Genomic DNA, 26195 nt, shown 5'->3' on the forward strand with positions numbered 1-26195 from the left:
TCTTGTGATGAATAATGAACAGCTCGCTGAAATTTTAAAAGCCGCTTTTCCTGAGGCGGATGTTGCTGTGAGTGGTCAGGGCGGAAAATTCGATCTCCGTATTGTGGATGATCAGTTTGAAGGTAAACGTCCGGTTGCACGTCAACAAGCTGTTTATGCTCCTCTCAATTCCCATATTGCCAGTGGTGCAGTGCATGCTGTGACCATTCGTGCATTGACCAAAGAAGAATGGCGTAAAGTAAGCTTATTTGGAGCTTAATCAATTAATGGATAAATTCTTAATTCAGGGCGGTATTAAGCTCGACGGTGAAGTGCGTATTTCTGGTGCAAAAAATGCAGCGCTTCCATTATTAGCAGCAATGATTCTTGCTGATACGCCAATTACGCTTAGAAATGTTCCAAATCTAAAAGATGTAAATACCTTGGTGAAGCTGATCGCAGGTCTTGGGATCACGATTAGTTATGAAGGCGATACAGTTATTGCAGATACTTCTACCTTAGATAACCAGTTTGCGCCTTATGAACTCGTAAAAACCATGCGTGCTTCTATTTTGGTGCTTGGTCCTCTCTTGGCGCGCTATGGTAGTGCAAAAGTATCTTTACCAGGTGGATGTGCGATTGGTTCCCGTCCAGTCGATCAGCATTTGAAAGCACTAGAAGCTTTGGGTGCCGAGATTGAGGTTGAGGCCGGCTATGTCCATGCCAAAGTCGATGGTCGTCTGAAAGGAGGTGAAGTCGTCTTTGATATGGTGACTGTAGGGGGTACTGAAAATATTTTGATGGCTGCAGTATTGGCGGATGGTGTGACCACGATTCGCAATGCGGCGCGTGAACCTGAAATTACCGATCTTGCCCAAATGCTGATCAAGATGGGTGCGAAGATTGAAGGTCTGGATACCGATACCCTAGTGGTAACCGGTGTAGAAAGCCTGCATGGCTGTGAATATGCAGTAGTGGCCGACCGTATTGAAACCGGTTCTTACTTGGCTGCTGCAGCTATTACGGGTGGTCGTGTTAAAACCACACATACAGATCCGGCTTTAATGGAAGCTGTACTGGATAAGTTTGAAGAAATGGGTGCAGAAGTCACTCGTGGTGATGACTGGATTGAACTGGATATGATGGGCAAACGTCCGAAAGCGGTGAGCTTCCGTACCTTGCCACATCCAGATTTCCCAACAGATATGCAAGCCCAGTTGATGGCAGTCAATGCCATTGGCCGTGGATTTGCCACAATTTCTGAAACGATTTTTGAAAACCGTTTTATGCATGTTCCTGAATTGGCCCGTATGGGAGCCAATATTCAGGTCGAAGGTAATGATGCTGTCGTAACGGGTGTAGAAAAACTTTCTGCAGCCCCTGTGATGGCAACAGATTTACGTGCTTCATTCTCTTTAGTTCTTGCAGCACTTGCAGCCGAAGGAGAAACATTGATTGACCGTATTTATCATATTGACCGCGGTTATGAAGATGTCGAAGCAAAGTTACAAGGTTTAGGTGCCCAAATTAAGCGAGTAAGTTAATGAGTGATATGAGAAACGATGATCCAAACTTTGACGTAATGGGCAATTTTGATCATGGTTTAACGTTAGCATTAAGCAAGGGCCGTATCTTAAAAGAAACTTTACCTCTGCTTGAAACAGCAGGGATTAACCTGCTGGAAGATCCGGATAAATCACGTAAGCTGATTTTTCCAACTACACATAAACAGGTGCGTATCCTGATTTTACGTGCCTCTGATGTACCCACTTATGTTGAAAATGGCGCGGCAGATATCGGTGTGGCAGGTAAAGATGTGTTGATGGAACATGGCGCACAAAATGTCTATGAACCATTAGATCTGAAAATTGCCAACTGTAAATTGATGACAGCAGGTAAAGTCGGCATGGAGCGTCCAAAAGGTCGTTTAAAAATTGCGACTAAATACGTGAATCTGACCCGTCAATACTATGCAAGCCTCGGTGAGCAGGTTGATGTGATCAAGCTTTATGGTTCAATGGAACTTGCACCACTGGTGGGTTTAGGTGATTACATTGTTGACGTGGTCGATACAGGCAATACACTGCGTGCCAATGGTCTTGAACCACTTGAAGAAATCTGCAAAGTCTCTTCACGTCTGATTGTGAACAAAGCCAGCTTTAAACGTAAGCAGGCATTGCTGAACCCGATTCTTGCTCAGCTTGAGCAAGCAGTGGAAGCACGCGAACAGGCGAAAAAAGCTTAAATTTAAGCTTGATCAAAGACCGCCCACTTTGGGCGGTTTTTTATTGCTGATTATAAATGTAAGAAGCTCAATGCTTTCATCAATTTTATCAAAAGCTATTTCCAATAAAACTCATAGCACAAGTCTGTTCTAGCTACCGACAAAGTCTTTGAAAACAGGTAAACTAAAGCCTTCGAATTCAAACCTTATGGGTAAATTGATGCGACGTTTATCGACACAAGATCAAAACTTCAAGCAAGCGTTTGCTGACTTGTTGGCTTTTGAAACCGTGAATGATCCTGAACTTTTAAAAACTGTAGACCAAATTATTGCTGACGTACGTCAGCATGGTGATGCTCATGTTCTTAAATTGACTCAGCAGTTCGATCGACATCCAGCGCATCAATTTTCAGATTTGGAACTGACCCAAGAGCAACTTAAAGCAGCCTTTGAAGGCTTAACGACTGAAGTGCGTGAAGCTCTAGAATTGGCTGCAAACCGCATTCGCGAATTCCATCAGGCACAAAAACAGGATGGTTGGACGTATGTCGACGCTCTAGGTAATACTTTGGGTCAGAAAGTAACACCATTGGATCGTGTAGGGATCTATGTACCAGGTGGCTTGGCTTCTTATCCATCTTCAGTATTAATGAATGCTGTTCCTGCACATGTGGCAGGTGTGGGTGAAATTGTTATGGTGGTGCCTGCTCCAAATGGTGAACTGAACCCATTAGTCTTGGCTGCTGCCTATCTGGCTGGCGTACACCGTGTATTTACCATTGGTGGTGCACAAGCAGTTGCTGCATTGGCCTATGGTACAGAAACCATTCCACGTGTCGATAAAATCACTGGTCCAGGTAACCGTTTTGTGGCTGCGGCAAAACGTGCAGTATTTGGTCAGGTCGGTATCGACATGATTGCTGGTCCTTCAGAAATTCTGGTCTATGCAGAAGGGCAGAACAATGCCAAATGGTTAGCGATGGATTTGTTATCTCAAGCTGAGCATGACACTGTTGCTCAAGCTGTATTTATTACGCCTGATGAACAGCTTCTCAATGAAGTAGAACAAGCAATTGAAGAACATTTGCTAGCTCTACCAAAAGCAGAAATTGCCCGCACTTCAATTGCCAATCGTGGTGCATTAGTGCTTGTGAAAGATCGTGCTGAAGGTATTGAGCTAATTAACCAGGTGGCACCTGAACATTTAATGCTGTGTCTGGATGAAGCTCAAGAAATGGCTGAAGAGATCCGTCATGCCGGTGCGATCTTCATGGGACGTTATACGCCTGAAGCGATTGGTGACTATTGTGCAGGTCCAAACCATGTATTACCGACATCTGGTACAGCACGTTTCTCATCGCCATTGGGTGTGTATGATTTCCAGAAACGCTCAAGCCTAATAATGTGTTCTGAAGAGGGTGTGAAAACTCTTGCGAAAACTTCAGATATTCTGGCACAGCAAGAAAATCTGGATGCGCATGCACGCTCAGCGCGTTATCGTTATCAGTAATTAAATACTTAGATTGATTAAAAAATATTTCTCTCCCTTCGGAAGAGGTTAGGTAAGGGGAATTATTTGACCTCTCCCTAACCCTCTCTTAAAAGGAGAGGGAATTTGAGAATAGAAAATGTCGAATATCACCACAGATCAAATGCGTTTTTGGAGTCCTGGAGTCCGTGAGCTAGAGCCTTACGTCCCAGGCGAACAGCCCAAAATTCAAAATCTTTTAAAATTAAATACCAATGAAAATCCGTATCCACCATCACCGAAAGTCGTGGAAGCGGTGCAAAAAGTTTTAGCCAATGGCGCAGATGTTTTACGTCTTTATCCAGATCCAGATGCATCTGAATTGAAACATGCCATAGCTAGACAGCAAAATGTTACTGTTGAAAATGTCTTTGTAGGCAATGGTTCTGATGAAGTATTGGCACATATCTTTAAAGCCTTTTTTATTCAGGAACAGCCACTACTTTATCCAGATATTACCTATAGCTTCTATCCGGTTTATAGCCAGTTCTTTTGTGTCAAAACCAAAATCTTGCCACTCAATGAAAATTTCGAAATTATTGTAGATGATTATAAACAGCCAAATGGCGGTATTATCATCACTAATCCGAATGCGCCAACCAGTATTGCACTTGGCTTGTCTGCCATTGAAGAAATTCTGCAAGCGAATCCAGATTCAGTAGTCGTTATTGATGAGGCTTATGTGGATTTTGGTGCTGAATCAGCAGTCAGCCTGATTGAGAAATATGAAAACTTGGTTGTATGCCAGACTACATCTAAATCTCGTTCACTCGCTGGTTTACGTGTTGGTTTTGCGATTGCCCAACCACATCTGATTGCAGCGCTTGAAGCGGTAAAAAACAGCTTTAACTCTTATCCAATGGATCGTTTTGCGATTGCGGCTGCGGTCGCTTCATTCGAAGATCAGGAATACTTTGAAGCACAAAATGCTAAAGTGATTGCCAGTCGTGAAAAACTGGTTAATCAGCTGAATGAGCTCGGTTTCAAAGTCTTGCCATCAAGTGCCAACTTTATTTTTGCTTCACTACCATCAAAAGATGCAGGTGAGTTAGCGGCTGAATTACGGGAACGCGGCATTATCGTACGTTACTTTAATAAACCTCGTATCAATCAATTTTTACGTATTACCATTGGTACAGATGAGCAAAATCAGCGTTTAGTGGATACATTGAAAAATGATATTTTAGCTTAATTAAATCCACCCTAACCCTCCTTTGATAAAGGAGGGAACCTTTTTCTTTTTAAAGAGAGAGAATTCCCGTCTTTGTTAAAGAGGGGTTAGGGGAGATTCAAGACTCTATGGAGTCGCTTTTTTATTTATTCGGGTTTATACCAGGTATTGAGTAAATCCAGCATGGCTTCAACCTTATCAAAACACTCCTGATATTCCGCATCACAATCCGAAGAAATCGTAATTCCACCACCGGCCCAAAGAGAAACCTCATCCTGATATTTCTGAATCGAGCGAATCAGGATATTCCAGCTTCCTGTTCCATCAAAATTAAAATAGCCTAATGAACCACAATATGCTCCACGTGGAGCGCCTTCTAACTCTTCAATAATTTGCATGGCACGAATCTTTGGTGCACCGGTAATTGATCCACCTGGAAGTGCAGACAGTAATACATCAAAAGGATGCACACCTTCTTTTAAGGTGGCTTCGACTTCGCTAACCATATGATGTACCTGATTAAATGACTCAATAGTGAATAGTTTAGGTGTCTTGACTGAACCTGTTTCTGCATAAACACTAAGGTCATTGCGTAACAAATCTACAATCATGACATTTTCAGCCTGATCTTTCCTTGAGTCTTTTAGTCGTTGTTTAGATTGCTCATCAAGCACCGGATCGGAAAAACGTGGCATGGTACCTTTAATCGGTTTAGTGACAATTTTTCGATGTGCTTCAAAGTCAATAAACAGTTCAGGTGAACAGCTTAATAATTCAAAATCACCTATACGAAGATAGCCCGCATAAGGCGCATTGGTTAATGTCCAGAAAGCATGTGCAGTTTCTAATAATGAACCTTCAGCAAGTGCTGTAAATTCTTGGGTTAAGTTAATCTGGTAGCAATCACCGGCTAGAATATAATCCTGAATATCCTGGAATGCCTGTGCATAGCGAGATTGGTCCCAACGTGAGCTGCAAAGGGTTTTTAATTGAAACTTCGGTGGTATGGATGCTTGATTTAATAGATTTTGAAGATGATTGAAAATATCTGCTGCTTGCAGATCATGACTATAGAATACCCATTGATCAACTTCAAACTTAATATAAGAATCAAATTGACCGATAAATAGGCCAGGTTGAGCTCGCTCCGGGTATTGAGTGTGCTGTCGAGCAGCATAATCATAGCCAATAAACCCAACATAACCCCCATAAAATTCATTTGCTTTAATATCTGGAGTTTGCTCAAGCTCTAATATGAGTTCAGCTATATCAGCCTGATATTGCTCGATATCTACTCTCTTAAATGACTGAATTTGTTCATCCTGCACCATAAAATATTTCTGTGCACAGCAGGCAATAAAAGGTTGCCCATTATTATTTAAATATATCAGGTGATCTAAGGGGCTTAATGCATGCAATAGATCTTTAAGCTGAAGAGATGCAAAACTTAAAGGACAATGGTAAGGAGCTTCGTTCATTCAGTAGCGCATATTCCGATATGACCCGGTATTTTATATCAAGAATAGGAAAAAATATTTCTAAATCATTAAATACCGTTTGTCGGTAAGCTCAATATTGCGACCAACAACAGTTGATCAAAATATGACTCGACGTTAAGTTAAGTGGGCGAGCAAAATTACTCAAGGAAAGATGCTTTGCGTTGTCAGAAAATAAAAACACAACGTCAGCACTGAGTGATTCACAACCAAAAAAAATAGTACTCTTGGGAGAGTAAACAATGAAAAAATTCACAAAATTGGCTTTAGCTGCTTCAGTTGCTTTTAGTGCAAACGCAATGGCGATGCAATCACTGGACGATGCATCTCTAAGCGCGACTACAGGTCAGGACGGTTTGAAAATCGGTATCGGTATTTCAAAAATTGAAATTGAAAAACTATTTATCCATGATAATGATGGTTTAGCTGAAGATTCTACTGCAACAGCGGGTGTTATTGAAATTTATAATAATGATGGAGTTGTTCTTCGCCCTGGAGAGGCTGCTAATGGTATTGTGGGTGGTACTGGTGAAGCAGGTGCAATCTATATCAAAGCAAATGGTAAGGGTAGAACAGCAGCTAATGGTATCGTGATTGGTGCAAACTACGATGACAATGGTGCGTATTTACTAGCTTCACGTAACCTTGCAGATTTAACCATTGACTCAGATGCTGGTGCTGGTAATCCATTCATCAACATTGCCGCTGAAGTATCTGGCTTAGATATTAACATCGGTGAAATTGGGGTTGTGGGATCAGCTTCATCTCTTACAGATTATGAAAATGGTTTAGCTTCAGCTACTAGTATTCGCCGTGGTGGTGCTGGTAAGGAAAATGCGATTTTATCTGGCCTATCATTTAAAACAGGTCCAATGTCTGCCAATATTCAATTAGGTGCTGCTCCACAGGGTGCAATGATTAAGTTGAATGCAACAATGACTGGCGGCTTAACAATTACAGATTTGGGTATTTTCGATAATTCAACGACTGGTGGACAAGTTGCTGCAGGTGTAAACACCTCAGGCCCAGGTGAAATCTTCATTGAAAGCATCAAGTTAACCGATGCTGGTACTAAAGATTTGACATTGAACCAAAGCATCAGTGTATTTGGTGAATCAAGTGCAAACGATGGTTTCATTCGTATTGTGAGTACAAGTGGTGCACATGATAACTATGTGAAAGGTATTCACCTAGGTAGCCAAAATGCAGCATCAATTGGTGATATGGAAATCCAAGGTCTGCAAACTTACTTTAGCCCGGGACCTAACCAATATGCAAAAGGTGCAATTATTACCATTTCTGGTCACTAATTCTTACCTTAAAAAAGCGCGTGTTTACACGCGCTTTTTTTATGACTACAACATCTATCTAAAAAAATAAAAAAAGACTGTATTTTTTTGAAAAAGAAGGTATCTTTCTAGTTACAGGGAAGTAGAGTGAAGACTCTATAAAAAGAAAAATTAGGCACATCATGCCAATGATAAGAAAAGTAAAAGAATATGTTAGAGATTGCATTGGGCTCGGCATTGATGTATTACGCTGCCAAAGAAGCTCTGGATATTAAAAAACAGCCACCAGGCGCTGTTCACTATACCGAAGTTCTTGATTCAAGAAATGATTCTTTCGTACGTATGCACCGCGAACATGTGGAAGTCAAACCTGCACTGTTAGACCAGTTTCAGGGGATTGTGCGTCAGGCTTACGATTATAGTTGTGGTTCAGCAGCACTTACGACTTTATTAAATGGCTATGTGGGTACTCGGCTGGATGAGCAGCAAGTCATGAATGGCCTAATGAAATTTGGTGAAACGGATAAAATCATCGAACGTCGTAGCTTTTCCCTTCTTGATATGAAGCGTTTTGTTGCTGCCTTAGGCCTGGAAAGTGGTGGCTATCGCGGAGAATTTGAAGATCTGGTTAAACAGGGACAACCCGCCATTGTTCCTATTTCCTATGCAGGATTTAAACATTTTGTCGTGTACAAAGCTTATAAAAATGGACGGGTGTATGTTGCCGATCCAGCACTGGGTAATATCAGTTTTGATGAACAGCGATTTAAGGAAGTTTGGGAAAACAATACTTTATATTTAATTAATGTCCCTGAACAATATCGAAAAAACTTTTTGGCATTAAAAGATTCGGATATGCGTCATGTCGAAGATGCAACCATTAACCGTTATGCTTTAGTTGATATGCAGTATCCACAGTTCTATATGGATAAAATTGCTGATAAAGCATCGACTATCCGTATGGATCGTAACCGTAATGTAGATTCAGAAAAATTTGGGGAATATCAATATAATTTTCTCAGACTTTATTACAAGAATAAATAAAACGAAAAGATGGCTATAGAAAAATTAAAAATGGTGAAATGGATATGAACAGTAAATGGATGAACAAGACATTCTTGGCGCTCAGCATTCAGATGGTTATGGGAGTGGCATGGGCTGCGGATGAGCCTGAACTGGGTGAGTATGAAACGGTTGAGGAAGAAGTAGTCGAGACTGCTGCATCCATTGATATTCAGCCTGAACCAGCAGCAACTCAAGCTGTAGAAGAACCTGAACTTGGGGGGTATGAAACAGTTCAGGAGGAAGCTGTAGCAGAGCCTGAACTGGGAGGATATGAAACCGTTCAGGAAGAAGCTGTTGTTGAAACAGCTGCACCTGTTAAAGCTCCAGCCACTCAAGCAGTAGATGCATCTCAAGCCTTACAGAAAAAAGAAGGAGATGCTACTCAGGAAGCAAGTCTAGAAGAAGTATTTACTTCAAATGAGCGTCAATACTCACTTATTAAACAAGGCGAAATTTCATCCTATTACGATATTGATTATACCTATTATCGAGATACACAACTCGATATGGAAATGGCACAGGGCCAGCTGTATCAGCTCCGTGTTCAGGAAAATGCAACACATAGCCTGACCAATACTTTCACTTTTCAGTACGGGGTGAAAGATAACCTGACCTTAACAGCTTCCTTACCTTTGGTGGCTAAAACAGATTTATTAAAAGATACCTCTACAGCAGGATTAGGGGATATTAGTCTAGGTGCACGTTGGGAGCCATTCCCTTTAAAAGCAGGTCGTTTACCACTTATTTTATTTGCTAATTTGTCGACTAAAACAGGTGATAGCCCCTATGAAATTAATGCAGCAAAAGATCTGGCTGCGGGTAAAGGATATTACTCGGCTGGGGTGGGTGCGAGTACACGTAAATATATTGACCCAGTGGTGCTGTTTGCATCAGTTTCTGCAAATTATGGTTTTAAGGAATCTGGGCTGAACCAGCGTCGTGGTACGCGAGTTATTGAAGAATTTGAACCAGGCATCAGCGGTGGTTTTGCTTTCGGTTTTGCCTATTCATTTAACTACGATGTTTCTATGACCATGTCATATCAACAAAGCTTTAATACCGGTGCAGAATTTAGTTATAGCTCTGGTGAAAGCTATTCTGCTGCTGATCAGACTAGTTCTACTTTTGCAATCTCTTTAGGGGTGCGGGTATCTCCTGAAACTATTGTAAATGGTACGGTCGGATTGGGACTGACCGAAGATGCACCAGATGTTTCATTGGGACTTTCATTCCCACTTGATATTTTAGGTTTTGGTAAAAAATTCAGTTAATAGGGGTGTCGTATGAAAAACATTCGACTTAGCCCGTTATTAACAGGAATTATTCTTGCGGGCTGTTCAAGTTATACTTTTGCACAATTGGGAACCAACCTTTCTGTTGACCTGCGTGCATTATCAATGGGGAATGCAGTCACTGCGGATCCGCCAGGAGTGAATGCAATTCACTTTAACCCGGCTGCATTGGCTAAAATTGAGGGCTTACAGACCGAACAGCAAATTATTGTTGCAAATTTTGATATTCAGCGTGAATTTACGGTTCCAGCTGGCTATAACGTTTTTGGTTATTCCGATGATCCCATAGTCTGTAATGATGGGCCTGAAGTGTCTTCTGATTTATGTACAGATTTTAAAGGCCCAGTGAAGGGTGATGTAGAGTATGTCAGTCTCTACGTACCTATCCTGAAAAAAATGGTGGATTTGGGGGAAGGCCTCCCCATGGCAGCACCTACCATGGGGGTCTCTTATAAACCACCAGGTTCTAAAGCAACGTATGCAACTGCCGTTTATGCACCGCTAGTGGCAGGTTTTGGTCATGAGGATGGTAATCCTGCCAATTTTATGGGACAACAGGTTGCTTTAGAGCGGATTACATATTTATCTCCATCAATTGGTTATGAAGTCAATGACCAGCTTTCGATTGGTGCTTCAATCGGGATGTCTTATCAAGCTATTGCCATGAAAACGGATTTACGTTTTCCCAATGAGCTGATTGGTATGTTGCGTATGATTGATGAAGTCGTATGTACACCATTTAAAGAAAATTCTGACATTATTACTGACATCTTGTTGCTCGGGATCTGTAATGCTGATGAAGGGATGAACCCATTTGGTAAATTTGGCCAAATGCAACTTTCATTAGAACAAAATTTAAGTCCAAGCTATAACCTGGGGGTTCTATGGGAGCCTACTGAAGATTTCAGTTTTGGTATGGTTTACCAGAGTGCTGCCAAAATGCGCTTAAAAGGTAAATATCATATCGATAATGCCAAAGCACCACAGGAAATGATTAAAGGTCTGATGACCTCCCCAACTGGCCAGATTTTAGCTGCAATTCTTGGTTTTCCAAATTATATCCCTTCGAGTGAATCAGGTCTGGTTTCCATGGACTTCGAATATCCAGCTCACTTCCAGGCGGGGATCAAATATAAGGTAATGCCAGATCTACAAGTCAATTTTGATATTGGCTGGACAGATTATGCTGCTTGGGACCAATTCAAGTTTGAATTCGACCGTACCCTGTCTGCCTTGAAGATTGCCAAACTGTTATCTGCCAATGTAACGGATTCTTCACTTGCATTACCGCTTAGGTTTGAGTCGCCATGGAACTTCGGGATCGGAGTAGAGTATTCAGCAACTGACCGACTGAAACTTCGTGCTGGCTATGAACCACGTACCAGTGCCATTCCAAAAGATAAACGCAATACTATGGTACCGATTAATGGTGCACAGCTATTTGGTTTAGGAGTGGGCTACCGTTTTGACGCAGATACGGATCTGGATCTATCTATTGGTTTCTTACGCAGTAAAGATAATATTCCAGCAAATACCAGTAGCCTAGCGAACCAGACCGGGGTAAATAACCTGTTACTGAATCCATATGCAGGCTTGAATGTCAAAACAGATACCAAGATCACAATTTTAGGTTTGAACTATCGCACCCGTTGGTAAGGAAGAAATGATCAGAACAGGGAACTTAGGGATAAAGATGGTACTGGCATTAAGTCTGGTACCATGGTCTTTTTATACAGATGCCAGAGAGTTTATTACGATCATTGGACCAGATGGGCGACCATTAGTCGTACCACGTCAAAATAATGAGCAGAAAGAAACAACAAAAAACCAAGCGGCCACTACTCCGAAAAAATTGACTACACCAGTTACATCTACTGCACAGGATCTGAAAAAATCCGAGCCAAAGATAGTCGAAAAAAGTGTGGCAACAGTTCAGCAAAAAAATAATATGGTTGTACAACCAGTACAACCAGTACAACCAGTACAACCAGTACAACCAGTACAACCAGTACAACCAGTACAACCAGTACAACCAGTACAACCAGTACAACCAGTACAACCAGTACAACCAGTACAACCAGTACAACCAGTACAACCAGATAGACATGTAGGATCTAAATTACCGCAACAATTATCACCAGTACAACCAGATAGACATGTAGGATCTAAATTACCGCAACAATTATCACCAGTGACACAGCTTCAAACCTCTGAGCCTGTCATTCAGGCAGTACCTGATACTGTTCAAAAACAGGGGTTTAGTCAGATCGAAGGGGTGGAATATGTGGATAGTGAATATCTGGAAAATAAAGAATTTAATCTGGAAGGTAAAAAACGTTTCTACAGTATGCCTGAAGGGATAGTTGATAAAAATATTGGGTCAACACGTGTACAGACGATTGAGCGTGAAAAAGGAGTGGGACAGTCGATTATAAAATCCTTGTTTCAACAACCTGCTGTAGATTCTGGTCCAGTCGTACTGGCCCAAACCTACTACCGTATTTCTCAGCCTGAATCTGTAGAAAGCTTAGGTAAGCAGTGTTTTAAAGATAAAAAAGTTAAGAATGCGAAAGAGATTAGTGCAGGTAAATCCATTAATCTGTGGCCACGGGCACCACTGAAATCAGATGAGTTTGATTATGAAATTGTGAAGCTAAAATCTGATATTAAAAATATTCAGATTCAGTCTTATGCTTCCCGTCAGAATAATCCTGCCTATTACTGGCCATTTGTTGTATTTCTGGATGAACGAGGCTGTGTTTTAGAAGGGGCGGGCGGTTTCAAAAATCAGGAAGCACAAGCCAATATTATTCAACATGAGAAGATACAGGGAATTATTCAGATTCCTGCGCAAAGCCAATATGTATTAATGACCCCACTCGCTTCAGCTATAGATGTTGAAGACAAGATGCTGACAAATTATGGACAACTAAAACTAGTCGCCATTCGATAAGGACGATTCGAGTAGAATAAGATGAAAAATAAAATATTATATCCATTTGCTTTCACTGCTTTATTTGCCGCCCTCAGCGGATGCGGAGGTGAAAGTGCGAATGTTATACCAGAACAAAATGATGAAGCCACCACGAATGGTTCCTGCTCTGCTACTGCAACGAATTGTCTGGAATGGGGGCTTGAATATCCAATTGATGGTCTTAACTTTAATTGTAGTGGTGATAAAGAAAATACCTTCATTACTTTATTTGACCAAAATGATGGTGTTGCCTCAGGCACTTGTCAAAAAGCAGATAGTATTGAATTTTATCTAAAAAGTTTTAGTGATACCAAAATCAAATTGGGTACTGTCAAGCTCTCTGAATATATGAACCTCAGTACATCGAGCCAATTACCCCGACTAAGTGTACTTGATATTGCCAAGGGAATTACCGGCCGTAATATTGCCAGAATCGAACAGACAGATCCAACCGTACAGGTGGCGATGAAACTGGTCAAAATCTGGCAGACCTTGGCACTGGAAAAAGGCCGTATCTATAATCCAACGGATGTACAGCCCTTGTATATCACAGAGGATATGCGAAAGAATCTGGGCAAAATTAATAAAGATATCAGCCTGACAGATGCAAATTTGGCAGAAACCCTTAAACCTTTTATTGATATTAGCCAGATTAGTGATGATCAGGCCTTTGAAGTCGTAAAAAAACTGGCCAATATTGCCAGCGCAGCAGTATATCAACCGGAATTTTCTCTGTTCTCAACCTCAGGCATTATTAGCAGTAACTTGACTGGTTCTGATGGTCTGGCGGGTTGTAATAAATCTGTATGTGACATTAAAGATAAAACGACTAAATATTTATTTGGACATTTTATCCTGATTACAGACCGCCAAGGTTATACCTTCGGCAGTGGACTACAGTGGCGTGACACTCAGCTAAAACTGGGCTCCAATAATCTGGGATCTTTGGGTGGCATTAATGCGGAATTGATCCGTAAGGTCAAACCACAGCAAATTACTGCAGTACCGCAAACCAGCTGGATTAGCCCTGCCACGAGAATGCTTTCATCAAATGCACCATATAAAATGAATGTGGCTAACAACAGCAATCCATTAGAAATTTACCAAGGTCGTTTGCTGAGCGATTATGTGATTGCCGGTAAAGAAGCATTTTATAAGATGGCTACAGGTAAAACTGAACTCAGCGATGCTGATCGTGCCAGTCTTGGTTTATGGCGCTTTAATGCTGATGATGACAACTATAGTGGCTCAATTGATCTTTATAAAATTTTCCCGATCAGCTATCTGGATCGTCAAGTCTTTAAAACAGCTGAAAATGTAGAGCCAGGTGAAGAATATATTTTCCCAATGTATGGCAACATGGAGTTTAAATTCAGCGAAAACTCAATTAGCCCTGTTACAGTGGGTGTTGTGATTGATAGTAATGGTGATGTGCGTACCAATATGCAGTCCGCGAGCAATCTTGCAACTGATAGTATTAATGGTTGCCAGGGAGATATCTTACCGGCTGGACTTAAAGACAATAATGGCGTTCAACAATATCGTCTCGGTACATTAGGCCGTGCATTTATAGATGAAAAAACAGTATCTATGCGACTGGTCTTCGCTGATCCTGTATTTGGTTCATTAAATGGTGCCCTGGTGGGTATGAACTCCACTATTCAGGCTTCAACCAATACAGATGATAAGATTGTGATTGGTGGGGCATTACTCAACTTATCTAATGTACTGAATGGAACCAGTCGTGTGGGCTTTACCAACTCAGCTGGAGAAAGCGTAGGTTGGGCGAATACTTATGCCAGCTTCCAGAAAGTCTATAACAACAATAATACTGATGAAACGACGGAGGAGACCAATCTGGCCAAGCTAAGTGGCGGAAGTGTTTCGTTTAAATTAGCGGATTGTTATAGCATCAAAACTAAAAACAAATCATGAAATAAAAAAAGCCCATCCAATGATGGGCTTTTTTATAAAAAGACATTTTAACCTGTATGATCCAAACGAGTTCCCAAGGTCTCTAGGTGCATCGGGAAGTTATTGGTTTTACGGTCTTCAAAATAATGACGAAGCGTATGCTCTACACTCGGGAAAGCCAGTTCACTCCAGGGAATTTCATCTTCGTTAAATAAACGTGCTTCAATGGTTTCTTCACCTGCACCAAATTTTCCATCAATCAGTTGAGATTTGAACAGGACATAAATCTGGCCAATCCGCGGAATATTGTACATGCAGTACAGCTGTTCAATATCCACTTCAGCTTCGGCTTCTTCACGGGTTTCACGAGCTGCGCCCTGTTCCATGGTTTCAAACAGTTCCATATAGCCGGCAGGTAGGGTCCACAGTCCATAACGTGGTTCAATTGCACGGCGGCAGAGCAGAACTTTATCTTCCCAGAGCACCAATGCACCGCAAATCACTTTTGGATTAATGTAATGAATATATCCGCATGTAGTACAAACCTTGCGAACCTTCTGATCGCCTAAAGGAATTTTCTCTGTTGTTTTATGCCCACAGTTCACACAGAAGTTCATATTCATCATCAATGATAACAGTAAGGTCAGGATAACTGAAAAATCAAAATTTGGCATCATTTCTATCCCGCCAAATCAAAAATCAGCTATGATGAAATTATAGTCGCATAGGGAGCTGAATGAATGGATGAGCTGGGATTAATACAACGCTTGCAGAAACATTTACGATTTTCCAAACGGATTCAAACTGCACAGGCTGCTGTATTAATTGCGATCACAGAGGAAGCTGATCCCAAAGTTTTGCTGACACGTCGTTCAGCTTATATGAATAATCATGCAGGGGAAGTGTCTTTTCCAGGTGGTAAACGTGACCCGCAAGATACCAGTAATATTGTAGTGGCCTTGAGAGAGGCGTATGAGGAAACGGCGCTTAATCCATTTGATGTGCATCTGATCGGGGATCTCCCGATGCAAAAGGCACGTAATGGGATGCTGGTTAAGCCTGTGGTGGGTTTAATTCCGCCTACGATTCAACTCATTCCTCAGCCGACGGAAATTGACCGGATTTTCTTTGCTTCTTTGCAGCACTTGCTGGAAGCCCAGCCCATGCCTTATGAAGTGCGGTTTGCCCAGCAGTCTTTATATTTTCCAAGTATGCGGGTAGAAAATGAGATTGTCTGGGGACTCACCGCACGTATGCTAATTTCATTATTTCAGTACGGGCTTGACTATAAAAAAGACTGGCCATTTTTACTTAATTCACCTGCGTTTAAACGCTCAAAATTTTTTAACCGTTGAACAGGATTTCAGCCATGTTATATCAGTTTCAGGGACATACACCAAAAGCAATACATCAGCCATGGGATGGGTGGGTGGCACCTACAGCGACAGTCATTGGGCAGGTCGAATTAGGCAAGCAGGTGAGTGTCTGGTTTGGCGCCGTCGTTCGTGCCGATAACAGCAAAATCCGTTTAGGTGACTTCACCAATGTTCAGGAAAACGCGGTGCTACATACCGATGCTGGGATTGAAATGAACATTGGGAATTATGTGACCATTGGTCATCAGGCCATGCTGCATGGCTGTACTATTGGCGATAATAGCCTGATTGGGATTCAGGCAGTGATCTTGAATCATGCTGTGATTGGTAAGAATTGTATTATTGGTGCCAATGCCCTGATTCCAGAAGGGAAGGTGATTCCTGATAATTCGGTGGTGATGGGCTCACCAGGCAAAGTCGTGAAAACTTTAGATGAAGCCAGTATTCAGAAACTAAAAATGAGTGCCATGCACTATGCTGAGCATTTCCAGAAATTTCAGGATCTGGAAGAAGTACAGCTTTAGGCTGTTATCTGAATAAAGTCCTCAGTTAAGCCTAGAATTTTCTAGGCATTTTTGTATCTAGCTTGGGAAAATCTCGCCTAGAAGATATGAGTGGAGTATTATATTCGACGTTTTTATATTCTCTGAATTAAGGTTGTGCATGAAAGTGCTGGCATTGGAGACTGCCAATGAGCAGTGTTCCGTTTCTGTGATCGATGATACTCAAGAACTATTTTTTCAGCTTGATGCGCGCGCCAAGGCACAAACGCAAACCATTCTTCCAATGATTGAACAAGGCCTCAATGATCTGGGCTGGGCTGTGTCTGATTTGACAGCGATTGCCTTTAGTCGTGGCCCGGGATCGTTTAGTGGTGTTCGTATCAATGCGGCTGTGACCCAAGCTTTGGCTTGGTCAAATGATCTGCCTGTAATTCCGGTATCGACTTTACAAGCTTTGGCACAAGCGGCATATCGTTTGCATGGTTTAACTGCAGTAACTGCAGTACTGGATGCGCGGATGAATGAAGTCTACGTGGCCAGTTATCAGTTAGATGCTCAAGGGATTATGCAGGCTGTTGATGAAGAACAGCTTTTGAGTTATGAACAAGGTGCTGAAGCAGTAAAATTTACTGTGGTGGGTTCAGGTGCCAATCTAGTTCAAGAAACAGCATCTGAATATAAAAATGTCAGTGCAACAGCGCAGGATATTGCCATGATTGCGCGTGCAGCAGCAAAAACAGAAAATTGGGTCAGTGCAGAATTGGCACTTCCGGTATATTTACGTGATAACGCATGGAAAAAAATTCCAGAACAAGGCAAAGCATAATTAATCAGGATTAAGCATGGATCTTTTACTGCTGCTGAAAGCAGCAATTATGGGTATTGTTGAAGGTATTACCGAGTTTTTGCCTATTTCCAGTACTGGGCATCTGATTTTGGCTTCAGAATTAATGAATTTCTGGACCAAAGAAAAAAGCGATGTTTTTGTCGTCGCAATTCAGATGGGGGCAATTGCCGCGGTTATTTATGAATATTGGGCACGGCTTTGGGGTGCAGCAACCGGGATCGTAAGTGGTGAACCGCAAGGACGCCGTTTAGGGATTGGCCTGATTCTGGCCTCTATTCCCATTGTGCTGATTGGCCTGACCCTAGGGCAAACCGTAAAGGAGCTGCTATTCAATAATATTGCGATTGCCATTGGTTTGATCGTTGGTGGTCTGATCATTATCTGGATTGAGAAGAATCCACCCAAAGTGCGTGCACAAGAAGTTGAAGATCTAACCGTGAAAGATGCGATCTGGATCGGTCTGATTCAGGTCTTATCCCTGATACCGGGAACTTCACGTTCAGGTGCGACCATTATCGGTGCGATGTTCCTTGGCGTATCACGCAAGGCCGCAACTGAATTTTCATTTTTCTTGGGGATTCCAGTCATTATCGGGGCAGGTCTGCTCGATCTGTATCAAAGCTATGATGTTTACAGTACCACAGAAGACTGGACAGTTCTGGCAGTCGGTATCATCGTATCGTTCATCTCGGCACTTTTATTAATCCGTGCCTTGGTAGCCTATGTGGCAAAACGTGATTTCATGGTTTTTGCCTGGTATCGTATTGCCTCAGGTTTACTGATTTTATTATTTGCCTTTACAGGTTGGAGATTATGGTAAGCACGATTCGCTTATATACCGAATCTGAGTATCAAGAGAAAGCACAGCACTTCGAGGCTGTGCTTTCTTCTCGTGGTGTAGAGGTTAGTATTGAGGTTATTGAAAAGCTGAATGCACGTTTCTTGCGTTTACATCCCGAACTGGCACTGTGTGTTGATGCTGACGGCCTATGGCTCTGTGCCAATGGCATGAAAATGCAACCAGATTGGCAAGCAGAAGTAGGGCGCTTAAAACGTGCCTCTTTAAAATCGGAAATGATTGCTCGTGCTTGTAACCTCGGAGAAAAGCCGACTCTTATCGATGCGACAGCTGGGCTAGGTCATGACAGTCTGTTGATGGCACATTTGGGTGCTCAGGTGACCTTGGTCGAACGACATCCTATTTTATTTACCTTACTTGAAGACAGTCATCACCGAGCGCAAAAGGATGCTTTTCTAAGTTCGGTGGTTAAGCGGATTCATCTGGTTTTTTCAGATTCTACAGACTATCTGAAATCACAGGCTGAGCAGAATGCGGTCGTCGATGTAGTTTATCTGGACCCGATGTTTCCACAACGCGACCAGAACCAGCAGGCACCGAAAAAGCAGGCACAGGTGAAAAAACAAATGCAATTATTACATCTGCTTTTACCGGAAGATGGTGAAATGGATCTGGGAGATAATCTCTTAGAATTGGCACAAAAAATTGGCAAGCGGGTGGTAGTGAAACGTCCTCGTCTGGCTGTATTTTTAGCTGGAAAAGAACCAAATCATCAATGGTCTGGTGATGCTTGCCGTTTTGATGCCTATTTTCAGCATGAACTGGTTACTTAATATGAGAATTGCTTCAAAATAGATCAAGGATTTGTTATATATTTAAAAATTGGCATTGATAAAACTTATATCAAGCATAAACTTATTGGGCACATTAGCGAGCCACTCATCTCCCTGAAATCATATGATCGACTTTAAACCCTCCATCAATTTTTGGCACGATTTTAAAAGCAACCAAATTGCCGGGATGTGGTTATTTCTGGGATCTCGGCGTTCGCTGCAACTGGTGCGTCCCTCTATTCTACAACTGGTGTTCTGGGGCATTTTGGGCGGCTGTGCTAATAGTCTGTTTAGCTGGCTCAGTTCCGGCCGCATGGGAGATTTTAACTCTCAAGGTCTGATCAGTTATGCGCTTTGGCCCTTTATTGCCTTGATTGTCGGGATTTTCTTGTCACAACGGGTGAATAATCCTCGTCTAATGTTGGTACCCGCATTACTCTGGCTGGTGCTGGATACGCATATCATGCTGTTCCAGAGCCTGATCCAGTATCTGGGTGATCTGGATTATCTACCTTATATTTTCTATGCTTATATTCCAACCCTGTTTGTCATGCTGTTTGTCTGGCAAAGTCTGGCTGTGGTCTGGGTGATTTCACGTGAATTAAAATGGCCATGGTGGGAACGGGCACTGATTATGCTGGCCACCCTGTTTACTTTGGTGGTGTGGCAGATTTCGGTGAAAGATCAGCCAATCTGGAAAGTCGAAGAAATTCCACCAAGTTTTGCTGAGGATGCTTTCTATGCTCAGCCGATCTTGCTGAACAAGGCGTTAGATGCAATTGAATATGGTGAATTTGCACAATCGCACTGGTACTTCATGGGCGTCGCTGGCGCGAGTTATCAGGATGTGTTCTATTCAGAAATAGAGCGGATTAAAAAGCAGTTTGATACCCGGTTTGGGACTTTCGGCCGTTCGATTATGCTAGTCAATCATCCGGCAACACGGACTGAAATTCCACTAGCTTCCAAAACCAGCATGGAATTGGCCTTGCGCCGTATTGGCCAGCAGATGAACCGGGAAAGTGATGTGCTGTTCCTGTACATGACCTCGCATGGCTTGTCAAATGAATTTGAAATGGAAAATGCACCGCTAGACTTGGCATCAGTTGATCCAAAATGGTTGCGTGATACTCTAGATGCTTCAGGTGTGCGTTGGCGAGTGATTGTTATTTCTGCCTGTTTCTCAGGTAGTTTCGCTTCGGCTTTACAGAATGATAATACTTTAATTATCACAGCCTCTGCTGCTGACCGTCAGTCTTTCGGTTGTTCGAACGAAGCTGACTATACCTATTTCGGTCGTGCTTTCTTTGATGAGGCCATGCGTGAAAATAACAGTCTGAAAGCCTCTTTTGAGCAGGCCAAGACTACAGTGGCTAAATGGGAAGCAGCTCAAGGATTTGAACCTTCAGAACCACAATGGGTGATTGGCAAAAACATGGAATTGATGTTGCCACAACTGGAACAGCGTCTTTTCCCTCCAGCGACAACCACTTCAGCATCTCCGTCTGTCGCTTTGACCCCATAAACCAATCTACAACTTTAGAAAATAGAAAAAAGGAATGATGATGGAACTGGTACAGAATAATCGAAGCTTTGAGGGTGAACAGCGGATTTATAGCTTTGAGTCTAAAATATTAAAAAAACCAACCAAATTTGGCATCTTCCTGCCGCCACAAGCTCTGGAAGGCCAAAATTGTCCAGCTTTGTTCTATTTAGCTGGCCTGACCTGTACTGAAGAAACTTTTGCAATCAAGGCACATGCCCAGCGTCTGGCTGCCCAGCTTGGCCTGATTCTGATTACACCAGATACTTCACCGCGTGGAGATGATGTTGCCAAAGGGGATCACTGGGATATCGGGCAGGGTGCCGGATTCTATATCAATGCCACTCAAGCACCGTGGGCTGAACATTATCGGATGGAAAGCTTTATCGTCGATGAGTTGTATGAACTGGTGTGTGAAGAGTTCGTAGTTCAGGCGGATAAGATCGGGATTTTCGGTCATTCCATGGGGGGACATGGCGCTTTAACTTTGGCTTTTAAATACCCGGAAAAGTTCTGTTCAGTTTCGGCATTCGCACCGATTTGTGCACCAAGCCAATGTCCATGGGGTGAAAAGGCATTCTCGAATTATCTGGGTGAAAACCGCGAAGAATGGTTGAAGCATGATGCAACTGCGCTGGTTCAGGAAAAAGGTGCACTGTTTAGCGATATCCTGATTGATCAGGGCTTTTCTGACCAGTTCTATAGCCAGCTGAATCCGGCATTATTTCAGCAAGCTTGTGATGCCGTGAACCAGAAATTAACCTTACGTGAACATCAGGGTTATGATCATGGTTACTATTTTATTCAAAGCTTTGTAGATGACCATCTACAATTCCATGCCGTGCAATTAAATCCATAAGCCAAGCAACACAAGCGAAGCAAATTTAAAAGTACAATGAAACTCCAAAAATAGGTCATATTTTTGGAGTTTTTTATATGAATATCAAATAAATATAATAAAAATGGCATATAAGTTGCTATTCAAAAATCAGGTAGAACCAGTTGCAGTTAAGAACAAGATGCACAATAAGCCTGAATCAGAGATTGACCAGCCATCACCTCTACTAGAAAAACATAACTTCCGATTTCATGGCAGTGCCACGGAATATTTTGGAATCTGGATGGTGAATCTGATGTTAACCATCATTACGCTTACTTTGTATAGCTCGTGGGCAAAGGCACGCCGTATCCGCTATTTCTACGGTAATACTCAATTGTTAAAACATCGCTTTGACTTCATTGCCATGCCAAGCCGAATTCTACTAGGTCGTCTACTGGCATTGGAGCTGTATGTGGTAACAGTGATCTTGACCAATTACTCCATCTTGGCCACCAGTTCATTATTGCTGATTGCTGCGATCTGTCTACCTTGGTTAATTCGGATGACCCTGAAATTTAAGGCCAAGAATAGTAAATATGGTAATGTCCAGTTTCATTTTAGTGGAAGCAATCGGGAAGCTTATAGGGTCTTATGGCTCGCGATATTGGTCAATATTTTTACCCTGTTTCTTTTCAGCCCAGTGATGATCTGGCTATATAAACGTTACTGCTTTAATCATTTATCGATTGGACAACTTCAGTTCAGGCTGGGGATTCAGTGGTCTAAATTTATGTCGGCAGTCTATATCCCCCTATGTCTGTGTCTGGTGATTGGTATCGCATGGATTGCGGCAATCGTTTACTGGGTCGATTTGATCGGTACAAACCTGTTTACCTTAGGTGTTGTATTGAGCTATTTGTTTTGTCTGGCCTTGGTCTGGCCGATGATATCTGCACGCTTATATATGTATACCTGGAATCATGTAGAGCTTGGTCAAAGCTATTTTAAAACCCGAGTAACGACATGGCCTTATAGCTGGATTGTACTCAGTAACTGGATGGTGCGTGCACTCAGTTTGGGACTCATGACTCCTTGGGCGAGCATCCGTTTATATGAATATCAACTTGCTAACCTGGAACTCTATCTGGCAGAGGACGAAACTAATCTAAAAAATATCTTGCAGCGTGATCCAAGTGCTATAGCCGATGAAGTACTGGATATCTTTGATTTCGATGCATCGTTATAGGGGCAAGTAGGATGAAGCGACCTGTTGAAGTCAGATTTTATGATGGGGGTTTTGGCTGAAGCCCAGCGTGCATGGATTGTCTCTGATCAGCAACATGGGATTGCCCTGAAGCTTAGTGAAGAAACACTCAAGCAAGTGAGCGAAGCTGACTTTTATTTTACTTATCCTGATATGGCGTATATTGGTGGGGTTGGGGGACGTAAACCAATTATCGAACTGCCTGAAGATCGACGGATTGAATTTTTGACCAAAGCACCGCATTGGCTGAAGATTAAATCCAAAGAAATCTATCATGCCATATGGAAATTTGAACGTTCTCCACTCCTGATTTTCTTCTCGATGATTATCGTGATATGTGCGGTAATTTTTATTCTTAAATGGGGGATTCCTTATACGGCCCATCAGCTCGCTCAATTACTTCCGGAACAGACCTTGGTTGAGGTAGGAAATCAAACTGAGCAGAAATTAATTGAGCAAACTGAGCCATCCAAGCTCTCCGCAGAGCATCAAGCACGTCTAAAAAAACTGTATGAACAGAAAATTGCGGTAGGACAACCTGCAAAGATTATTTTCTGTCAAGGCGGTGAAACCATGGGACTTAATGCCGCTGCGATTCCAAACAATACCATTATTGTTACCGATGAACTGGTCAAGCTCAGCGGTGTAGATGAAGAAGTCCTTGCAGTACTGGCGCATGAACAAGGTCATCTGGTACAGAAACATAGCATGCAAAAAGTGATTTCCAACTTGAGTGCAGCAGGATTATTTGCCTTGGTAAGGGGAGATTTAAGTGATGTGGTGGCGGCATCTATAGCGATACTCGCTGATGCGGGATATTCACAGGCGCTTGAACTTGCTGCGGATGATTATGCCATGCAACATTTACATCTACAGCAGATCTCCAGTATCCATTTATCGAACTTTCTGCAGCGGGTTGAAAATGCTAGAATCTTGGCAGAGCAAAATAAAACGATAAAAATGAAAAACTTTACCCTGAATATTGATGGAAAAGAACGACAAATTACCGAGTCTGAACTGAAATGGTTACGTTTGATTGGAAAACTCAAAAAATATCTGGAATCGCATCCCGAGCTGGACAAAAGAATTGAACGGATTCATGCATTTAATGAACAGGCGAATCATCATTTTTAGCTTCTGATCATTATTATGCTTTGATTATCAAGGCTTTTTAGTGCTTATCTTTGCCAGTCGGCAGTCAGATTTTCCTGTCCCATACGGATCAAATGATCCAGCACTACATTTTCAAGTTTATTCAGGTCAGTGGAATCAGCATTGCTCCGAATCGTTACGGTAAGATAATCTGCCTCGGGTGTCAGACTCACTTCTGCACTTGGAAAATGAATCAGGAAATTTTGTTCGGTTTCATCAATATTAAATTTATGTTTCCAGTGATTGGCCAGGCGTTTGGCAATTCGTGAAGCTTGTTGCGTCTGGATATGGGCAATACTTTTCATCAGTTTTCTACACTATTCATCATTATCCTGTACTTTAAACCAAGCGGTGATGCTGGCATAAGCCTCAAAGCGTTACACAGCGTTTTAATCTTGCAACATCGAATCACAGTAGCCGGAGCGGATTTGGTATAATGGGAAAAATCCAATTTCACTTAGCCAGGTCCTTTCATGTCCAAGCCTTATTTAATTGCACCTTCTATTTTGTCTGCCGACTTTGCCCGTTTAGGTGAAGAAGTTGAAAATGTACTTCAGGCCGGTGCAGACGTTGTGCATTTCGATGTTATGGATAATCACTATGTACCCAATTTAACCTTTGGCGCGGGTGTATGTAAGGCACTGAAAAAATATGGTATTCAGGCACCTATTGATGTGCATCTCATGGTGAAACCTGTAGATCGCATGATTGGTGACTTTCTGGAAGCAGGCGCAGATATTATTACGTTTCATCCGGAAGCATCTGATCATATTGACCGTTCTTTACAGTTGATCAAATCGGGTGGTGCTAAAGCCGGTCTGGTATTTAATCCAGCGACACCATTGCATTATCTGGATTATGTACTGGATAAGGTTGATCAGGTATTGCTAATGAGTGTGAACCCTGGCTTTGGTGGACAGAAATTCATTCCAATGACTTTGGATAAATTACGTCAGGCGCGCAAGATCATTGATGCTTCAGGTCGTGATATCCGCTTAGAAGTAGATGGCGGTGTGGGACCAGCAAATATTCGTGAAATTGCAGAAGCTGGTGCAGATATGTTTGTGGCCGGTTCAGCGATTTTTGGCAAGCCGGATTATAAAGCTGTGATTGATGAAATGCGTAGTGAGCTGGCTAAAGTCGGTCAAATCCAGCTTTAATCTCTAAAATGTTTAAGGTGCATAAGGCTGTGGATAACTTTATGGATAAGTGTGTAGATATCTATGTTGATAACCATATGGATATGTTGCATATTTTGTAATCGTTTGTAGCCTGATTGATTGTATCTTAGACAAAATTTGTATAAAAAGAACTCAATTGGAGTTCTTTTTACATATGTCAGCCCTTGATTTTAGTGGTCGTTTATTCATCAAAGGTTAATAATCAAGCTAAACAAAAAGTGATCAATAGGTCTTAGTTTTGTGTTTCATTGTGCAAGATCTCCACGCTATTTTTAAATTTAATTCATGTGCATAACTTAATAATATGGACTTATCCCTTGTTTGTTTTTCTTACTCAAGTTTCTGTAATGCCATAACACGATGTCCCATGTTGACGTTCCTTAAGATAGGCTGAAATCTTCAGGTTGTCCTGAGCATTTGAGTAAGACATGGTTAATTTAATTCTCATTCAGTCAAATTTTGTAAACGGCAGTTTGGTTTAGCCATCTGTTTTATAAAATGCCTATTTTTTTTAGGGGGAACGACCTCCCTTGTTGAATAAATTTATAAAATTTAACAAGAAAAATCGTCAGGACGGCCTGACTCTGTTAATTAGGAGGAAGTCGATATGGCCTGGATTATACTTGTATTCGCTGGACTATTTGAGATTGTCTGGGCCTATTCCATGAAGCTCTCAGAGGGTTTTAGCAAACTCACACCGAGTATTTTTACGATTGTTTTTATGGTGCTCAGTTTTGTATTGCTGGCCTATGCCATGCGTACTTTGCCTCTAGGAACTGCCTATACCATCTGGACGGGCATTGGTGCAGTCGGCTCATTTCTGGTCGGTGTCTTAGTTTTAGGTGAACCTGCTTCTGCTATGCGTATGCTCGCTGCGGTGCTGATTATTTCCGGACTTGTTTTGATGAAATTATCCTCCTCCTAAGAGCTGTTGAGCAGTTCTGA

Annotated in this window: 25 protein-coding genes; 22 read left to right on the forward strand and 3 right to left on the reverse strand. The window is 42.0% G+C overall.

The window, feature by feature from the left end:
- Window positions 1–7: 7 nt before the first annotated feature.
- The 5 genes from ibaG (at window position 8) to hisC (ending at window position 4923) form a co-directional block, all read left to right on the forward strand.
- A complete protein-coding gene (gene ibaG, locus FOC32_RS07470; protein ID WP_175966734.1) occupies window positions 8–259 on the forward strand; it encodes a BolA family iron metabolism protein IbaG in 252 nt (83 codons plus the stop codon).
- Window positions 260–266: 7 nt separating this feature from the next.
- Window positions 267–1523 (forward strand): UDP-N-acetylglucosamine 1-carboxyvinyltransferase, encoded by a 1257-nt coding sequence (gene murA, locus FOC32_RS07475; RefSeq protein ID WP_004783411.1) that lies wholly within the window; start codon window positions 267–269, stop codon window positions 1521–1523.
- Window positions 1523–2224 (forward strand): ATP phosphoribosyltransferase, encoded by a 702-nt coding sequence (gene hisG, locus FOC32_RS07480; protein ID WP_005234128.1) that lies wholly within the window; start codon window positions 1523–1525, stop codon window positions 2222–2224. Before murA ends, hisG begins: the two co-directional genes overlap by 1 nt.
- A 187-nt stretch (window positions 2225–2411) precedes the next feature.
- Complete coding sequence (gene hisD / locus FOC32_RS07485) at window positions 2412–3713, forward strand: histidinol dehydrogenase (protein ID WP_175966735.1); 1302 nt, start codon at window positions 2412–2414, stop codon at window positions 3711–3713.
- A 118-nt stretch (window positions 3714–3831) separates the two neighbouring features.
- Window positions 3832–4923 carry a histidinol-phosphate transaminase gene (gene hisC / locus FOC32_RS07490; protein WP_175966736.1) on the forward strand — a complete coding sequence of 364 codons (1092 nt, stop codon included), beginning with the start codon at window positions 3832–3834 and terminating at the stop codon, window positions 4921–4923.
- 125 nt (window positions 4924–5048) lie between these two features.
- Here the strand turns inward: hisC and FOC32_RS07495 are convergent, their stop codons facing one another.
- A complete protein-coding gene (locus FOC32_RS07495) occupies window positions 5049–6380 on the reverse strand; it encodes an anthranilate synthase component I family protein (protein WP_175966737.1) in 1332 nt (443 codons plus the stop codon).
- A gap of 260 nt (window positions 6381–6640) precedes the next feature.
- Here FOC32_RS07495 and FOC32_RS07500 point away from each other — a divergent pair, with 260 nt between their 5' ends.
- The 6 genes from FOC32_RS07500 to FOC32_RS07525 all read left to right on the forward strand — a co-directional run bounded on the left by FOC32_RS07500 (window position 6641) and on the right by FOC32_RS07525 (window position 14953).
- On the forward strand, window positions 6641–7708 hold the full coding sequence (locus FOC32_RS07500; RefSeq protein WP_175966738.1) for a DUF6160 family protein: 1068 nt from the start codon (window positions 6641–6643) through the stop codon (window positions 7706–7708).
- Between the two features lie 189 nt (window positions 7709–7897).
- Entirely contained in the window at window positions 7898–8731 is an 834-nt protein-coding gene (locus tag FOC32_RS07505) for a C39 family peptidase (protein WP_005234137.1), read from the forward strand.
- 38 nt (window positions 8732–8769) lie between these two features.
- Entirely contained in the window at window positions 8770–10023 is a 1254-nt protein-coding gene (locus tag FOC32_RS07510) for a hypothetical protein (RefSeq protein WP_175966739.1), read from the forward strand.
- Between the two features lie 12 nt (window positions 10024–10035).
- Entirely contained in the window at window positions 10036–11700 is a 1665-nt protein-coding gene (locus FOC32_RS07515; RefSeq protein WP_175966740.1) for an OmpP1/FadL family transporter, read from the forward strand.
- Window positions 11701–11707: 7 nt separating this feature from the next.
- Window positions 11708–12997: a putative pilus assembly protein FilE gene (gene filE, locus FOC32_RS07520; protein WP_175966742.1), complete on the forward strand. Its 1290-nt coding sequence runs from the start codon at window positions 11708–11710 to the stop codon at window positions 12995–12997.
- A 21-nt stretch (window positions 12998–13018) separates the two neighbouring features.
- Window positions 13019–14953, forward strand: coding sequence for a hypothetical protein (locus tag FOC32_RS07525; RefSeq protein WP_175966744.1), 1935 nt, complete (start codon window positions 13019–13021; stop codon window positions 14951–14953).
- Between the two features lie 47 nt (window positions 14954–15000).
- Here the strand turns inward: FOC32_RS07525 and FOC32_RS07530 are convergent, their stop codons facing one another.
- Window positions 15001–15549 carry an NUDIX hydrolase gene (locus tag FOC32_RS07530; protein ID WP_122959126.1) on the reverse strand — a complete coding sequence of 183 codons (549 nt, stop codon included), beginning with the start codon at window positions 15547–15549 and terminating at the stop codon, window positions 15001–15003.
- A 123-nt stretch (window positions 15550–15672) separates the two neighbouring features.
- Here FOC32_RS07530 and FOC32_RS07535 point away from each other — a divergent pair, with 123 nt between their 5' ends.
- From FOC32_RS07535 to FOC32_RS07575, 9 genes are all read left to right on the forward strand, one after another.
- The gene (locus FOC32_RS07535) at window positions 15673–16287 is read left to right on the forward strand and encodes a CoA pyrophosphatase (protein ID WP_175966746.1); all 615 of its coding nucleotides are present in this window, start codon (window positions 15673–15675) and stop codon (window positions 16285–16287) included.
- Between the two features lie 14 nt (window positions 16288–16301).
- A complete protein-coding gene (locus FOC32_RS07540) occupies window positions 16302–16832 on the forward strand; it encodes a gamma carbonic anhydrase family protein (protein ID WP_175966748.1) in 531 nt (176 codons plus the stop codon).
- A gap of 139 nt (window positions 16833–16971) precedes the next feature.
- Window positions 16972–17637, forward strand: a complete 666-nt coding sequence (gene tsaB, locus FOC32_RS07545) for a tRNA (adenosine(37)-N6)-threonylcarbamoyltransferase complex dimerization subunit type 1 TsaB (RefSeq protein WP_175966750.1) — start codon at window positions 16972–16974, stop codon at window positions 17635–17637.
- Between the two features lie 16 nt (window positions 17638–17653).
- Window positions 17654–18478 (forward strand): undecaprenyl-diphosphate phosphatase, encoded by an 825-nt coding sequence (locus FOC32_RS07550; RefSeq protein WP_005234173.1) that lies wholly within the window; start codon window positions 17654–17656, stop codon window positions 18476–18478.
- The gene (locus FOC32_RS07555; RefSeq protein ID WP_004783394.1) at window positions 18472–19290 is read left to right on the forward strand and encodes a class I SAM-dependent methyltransferase; all 819 of its coding nucleotides are present in this window, start codon (window positions 18472–18474) and stop codon (window positions 19288–19290) included. Before FOC32_RS07550 ends, FOC32_RS07555 begins: the two co-directional genes overlap by 7 nt.
- A 124-nt stretch (window positions 19291–19414) precedes the next feature.
- Window positions 19415–20815, forward strand: coding sequence for a C13 family peptidase (locus tag FOC32_RS07560; RefSeq protein WP_175966751.1), 1401 nt, complete (start codon window positions 19415–19417; stop codon window positions 20813–20815).
- Window positions 20816–20855: 40 nt separating this feature from the next.
- On the forward strand, window positions 20856–21692 hold the full coding sequence (gene fghA / locus FOC32_RS07565) for an S-formylglutathione hydrolase (RefSeq protein WP_175966753.1): 837 nt from the start codon (window positions 20856–20858) through the stop codon (window positions 21690–21692).
- Between the two features lie 160 nt (window positions 21693–21852).
- Window positions 21853–22899, forward strand: a complete 1047-nt coding sequence (locus FOC32_RS07570; protein ID WP_316251629.1) for a YjgN family protein — start codon at window positions 21853–21855, stop codon at window positions 22897–22899.
- A 24-nt stretch (window positions 22900–22923) separates the two neighbouring features.
- On the forward strand, window positions 22924–24051 hold the full coding sequence (locus FOC32_RS07575) for a M48 family metallopeptidase (protein ID WP_228761289.1): 1128 nt from the start codon (window positions 22924–22926) through the stop codon (window positions 24049–24051).
- A 44-nt stretch (window positions 24052–24095) separates the two neighbouring features.
- Here the strand turns inward: FOC32_RS07575 and FOC32_RS07580 are convergent, their stop codons facing one another.
- On the reverse strand, window positions 24096–24374 hold the full coding sequence (locus FOC32_RS07580; protein WP_175966757.1) for a DUF2218 domain-containing protein: 279 nt from the start codon (window positions 24372–24374) through the stop codon (window positions 24096–24098).
- A 168-nt stretch (window positions 24375–24542) separates the two neighbouring features.
- On the opposite strand from FOC32_RS07580, the gene rpe reads away from it, so the two are divergent.
- Window positions 24543–25229 carry a ribulose-phosphate 3-epimerase gene (rpe, locus tag FOC32_RS07585; protein ID WP_034170624.1) on the forward strand — a complete coding sequence of 229 codons (687 nt, stop codon included), beginning with the start codon at window positions 24543–24545 and terminating at the stop codon, window positions 25227–25229.
- 628 nt (window positions 25230–25857) lie between these two features.
- The gene (sugE, locus tag FOC32_RS07590; RefSeq protein WP_175966759.1) at window positions 25858–26175 is read left to right on the forward strand and encodes a quaternary ammonium compound efflux SMR transporter SugE; all 318 of its coding nucleotides are present in this window, start codon (window positions 25858–25860) and stop codon (window positions 26173–26175) included.
- Window positions 26176–26195 lie beyond the last annotated feature (20 nt).

This window comes from Acinetobacter sp. FDAARGOS_724 (assembly GCF_013364475.1).
Lineage (GTDB): Bacteria > Pseudomonadota > Gammaproteobacteria > Pseudomonadales > Moraxellaceae > Acinetobacter > Acinetobacter variabilis.

Bases quoted from the DNA above. Each gene is read 5' to 3' on its own strand.
- ibaG (WP_175966734.1), top strand. From the start codon at position 8: ATGAATAATGAACAGCTCGCTGAAATTTTAAAAGCCGCTTTTCCTGAG.
- murA (WP_004783411.1), top strand. From the start codon at position 267: ATGGATAAATTCTTAATTCAGGGCGGTATTAAGCTCGACGGTGAAGTG.
- hisG (WP_005234128.1), top strand. From the start codon at position 1,523: ATGAGTGATATGAGAAACGATGATCCAAACTTTGACGTAATGGGCAAT.
- hisD (WP_175966735.1), top strand. From the start codon at position 2,412: ATGGGTAAATTGATGCGACGTTTATCGACACAAGATCAAAACTTCAAG.
- hisC (WP_175966736.1), top strand. From the start codon at position 3,832: ATGTCGAATATCACCACAGATCAAATGCGTTTTTGGAGTCCTGGAGTC.
- FOC32_RS07495 (WP_175966737.1), bottom strand. From the start codon at position 6,380: ATGAACGAAGCTCCTTACCATTGTCCTTTAAGTTTTGCATCTCTTCAG.
- FOC32_RS07500 (WP_175966738.1), top strand. From the start codon at position 6,641: ATGAAAAAATTCACAAAATTGGCTTTAGCTGCTTCAGTTGCTTTTAGT.
- FOC32_RS07505 (WP_005234137.1), top strand. From the start codon at position 7,898: ATGTTAGAGATTGCATTGGGCTCGGCATTGATGTATTACGCTGCCAAA.
- FOC32_RS07510 (WP_175966739.1), top strand. From the start codon at position 8,770: ATGGATATGAACAGTAAATGGATGAACAAGACATTCTTGGCGCTCAGC.
- FOC32_RS07515 (WP_175966740.1), top strand. From the start codon at position 10,036: ATGAAAAACATTCGACTTAGCCCGTTATTAACAGGAATTATTCTTGCG.
- filE (WP_175966742.1), top strand. From the start codon at position 11,708: ATGATCAGAACAGGGAACTTAGGGATAAAGATGGTACTGGCATTAAGT.
- FOC32_RS07525 (WP_175966744.1), top strand. From the start codon at position 13,019: ATGAAAAATAAAATATTATATCCATTTGCTTTCACTGCTTTATTTGCC.
- FOC32_RS07530 (WP_122959126.1), bottom strand. From the start codon at position 15,549: ATGAACTTCTGTGTGAACTGTGGGCATAAAACAACAGAGAAAATTCCT.
- FOC32_RS07535 (WP_175966746.1), top strand. From the start codon at position 15,673: ATGGATGAGCTGGGATTAATACAACGCTTGCAGAAACATTTACGATTT.
- FOC32_RS07540 (WP_175966748.1), top strand. From the start codon at position 16,302: ATGTTATATCAGTTTCAGGGACATACACCAAAAGCAATACATCAGCCA.
- tsaB (WP_175966750.1), top strand. From the start codon at position 16,972: ATGAAAGTGCTGGCATTGGAGACTGCCAATGAGCAGTGTTCCGTTTCT.
- FOC32_RS07550 (WP_005234173.1), top strand. From the start codon at position 17,654: ATGGATCTTTTACTGCTGCTGAAAGCAGCAATTATGGGTATTGTTGAA.
- FOC32_RS07555 (WP_004783394.1), top strand. From the start codon at position 18,472: ATGGTAAGCACGATTCGCTTATATACCGAATCTGAGTATCAAGAGAAA.
- FOC32_RS07560 (WP_175966751.1), top strand. From the start codon at position 19,415: ATGATCGACTTTAAACCCTCCATCAATTTTTGGCACGATTTTAAAAGC.
- fghA (WP_175966753.1), top strand. From the start codon at position 20,856: ATGGAACTGGTACAGAATAATCGAAGCTTTGAGGGTGAACAGCGGATT.
- FOC32_RS07570 (WP_316251629.1), top strand. From the start codon at position 21,853: ATGCACAATAAGCCTGAATCAGAGATTGACCAGCCATCACCTCTACTA.
- FOC32_RS07580 (WP_175966757.1), bottom strand. From the start codon at position 24,374: ATGAAAAGTATTGCCCATATCCAGACGCAACAAGCTTCACGAATTGCC.
- rpe (WP_034170624.1), top strand. From the start codon at position 24,543: ATGTCCAAGCCTTATTTAATTGCACCTTCTATTTTGTCTGCCGACTTT.
- sugE (WP_175966759.1), top strand. From the start codon at position 25,858: ATGGCCTGGATTATACTTGTATTCGCTGGACTATTTGAGATTGTCTGG.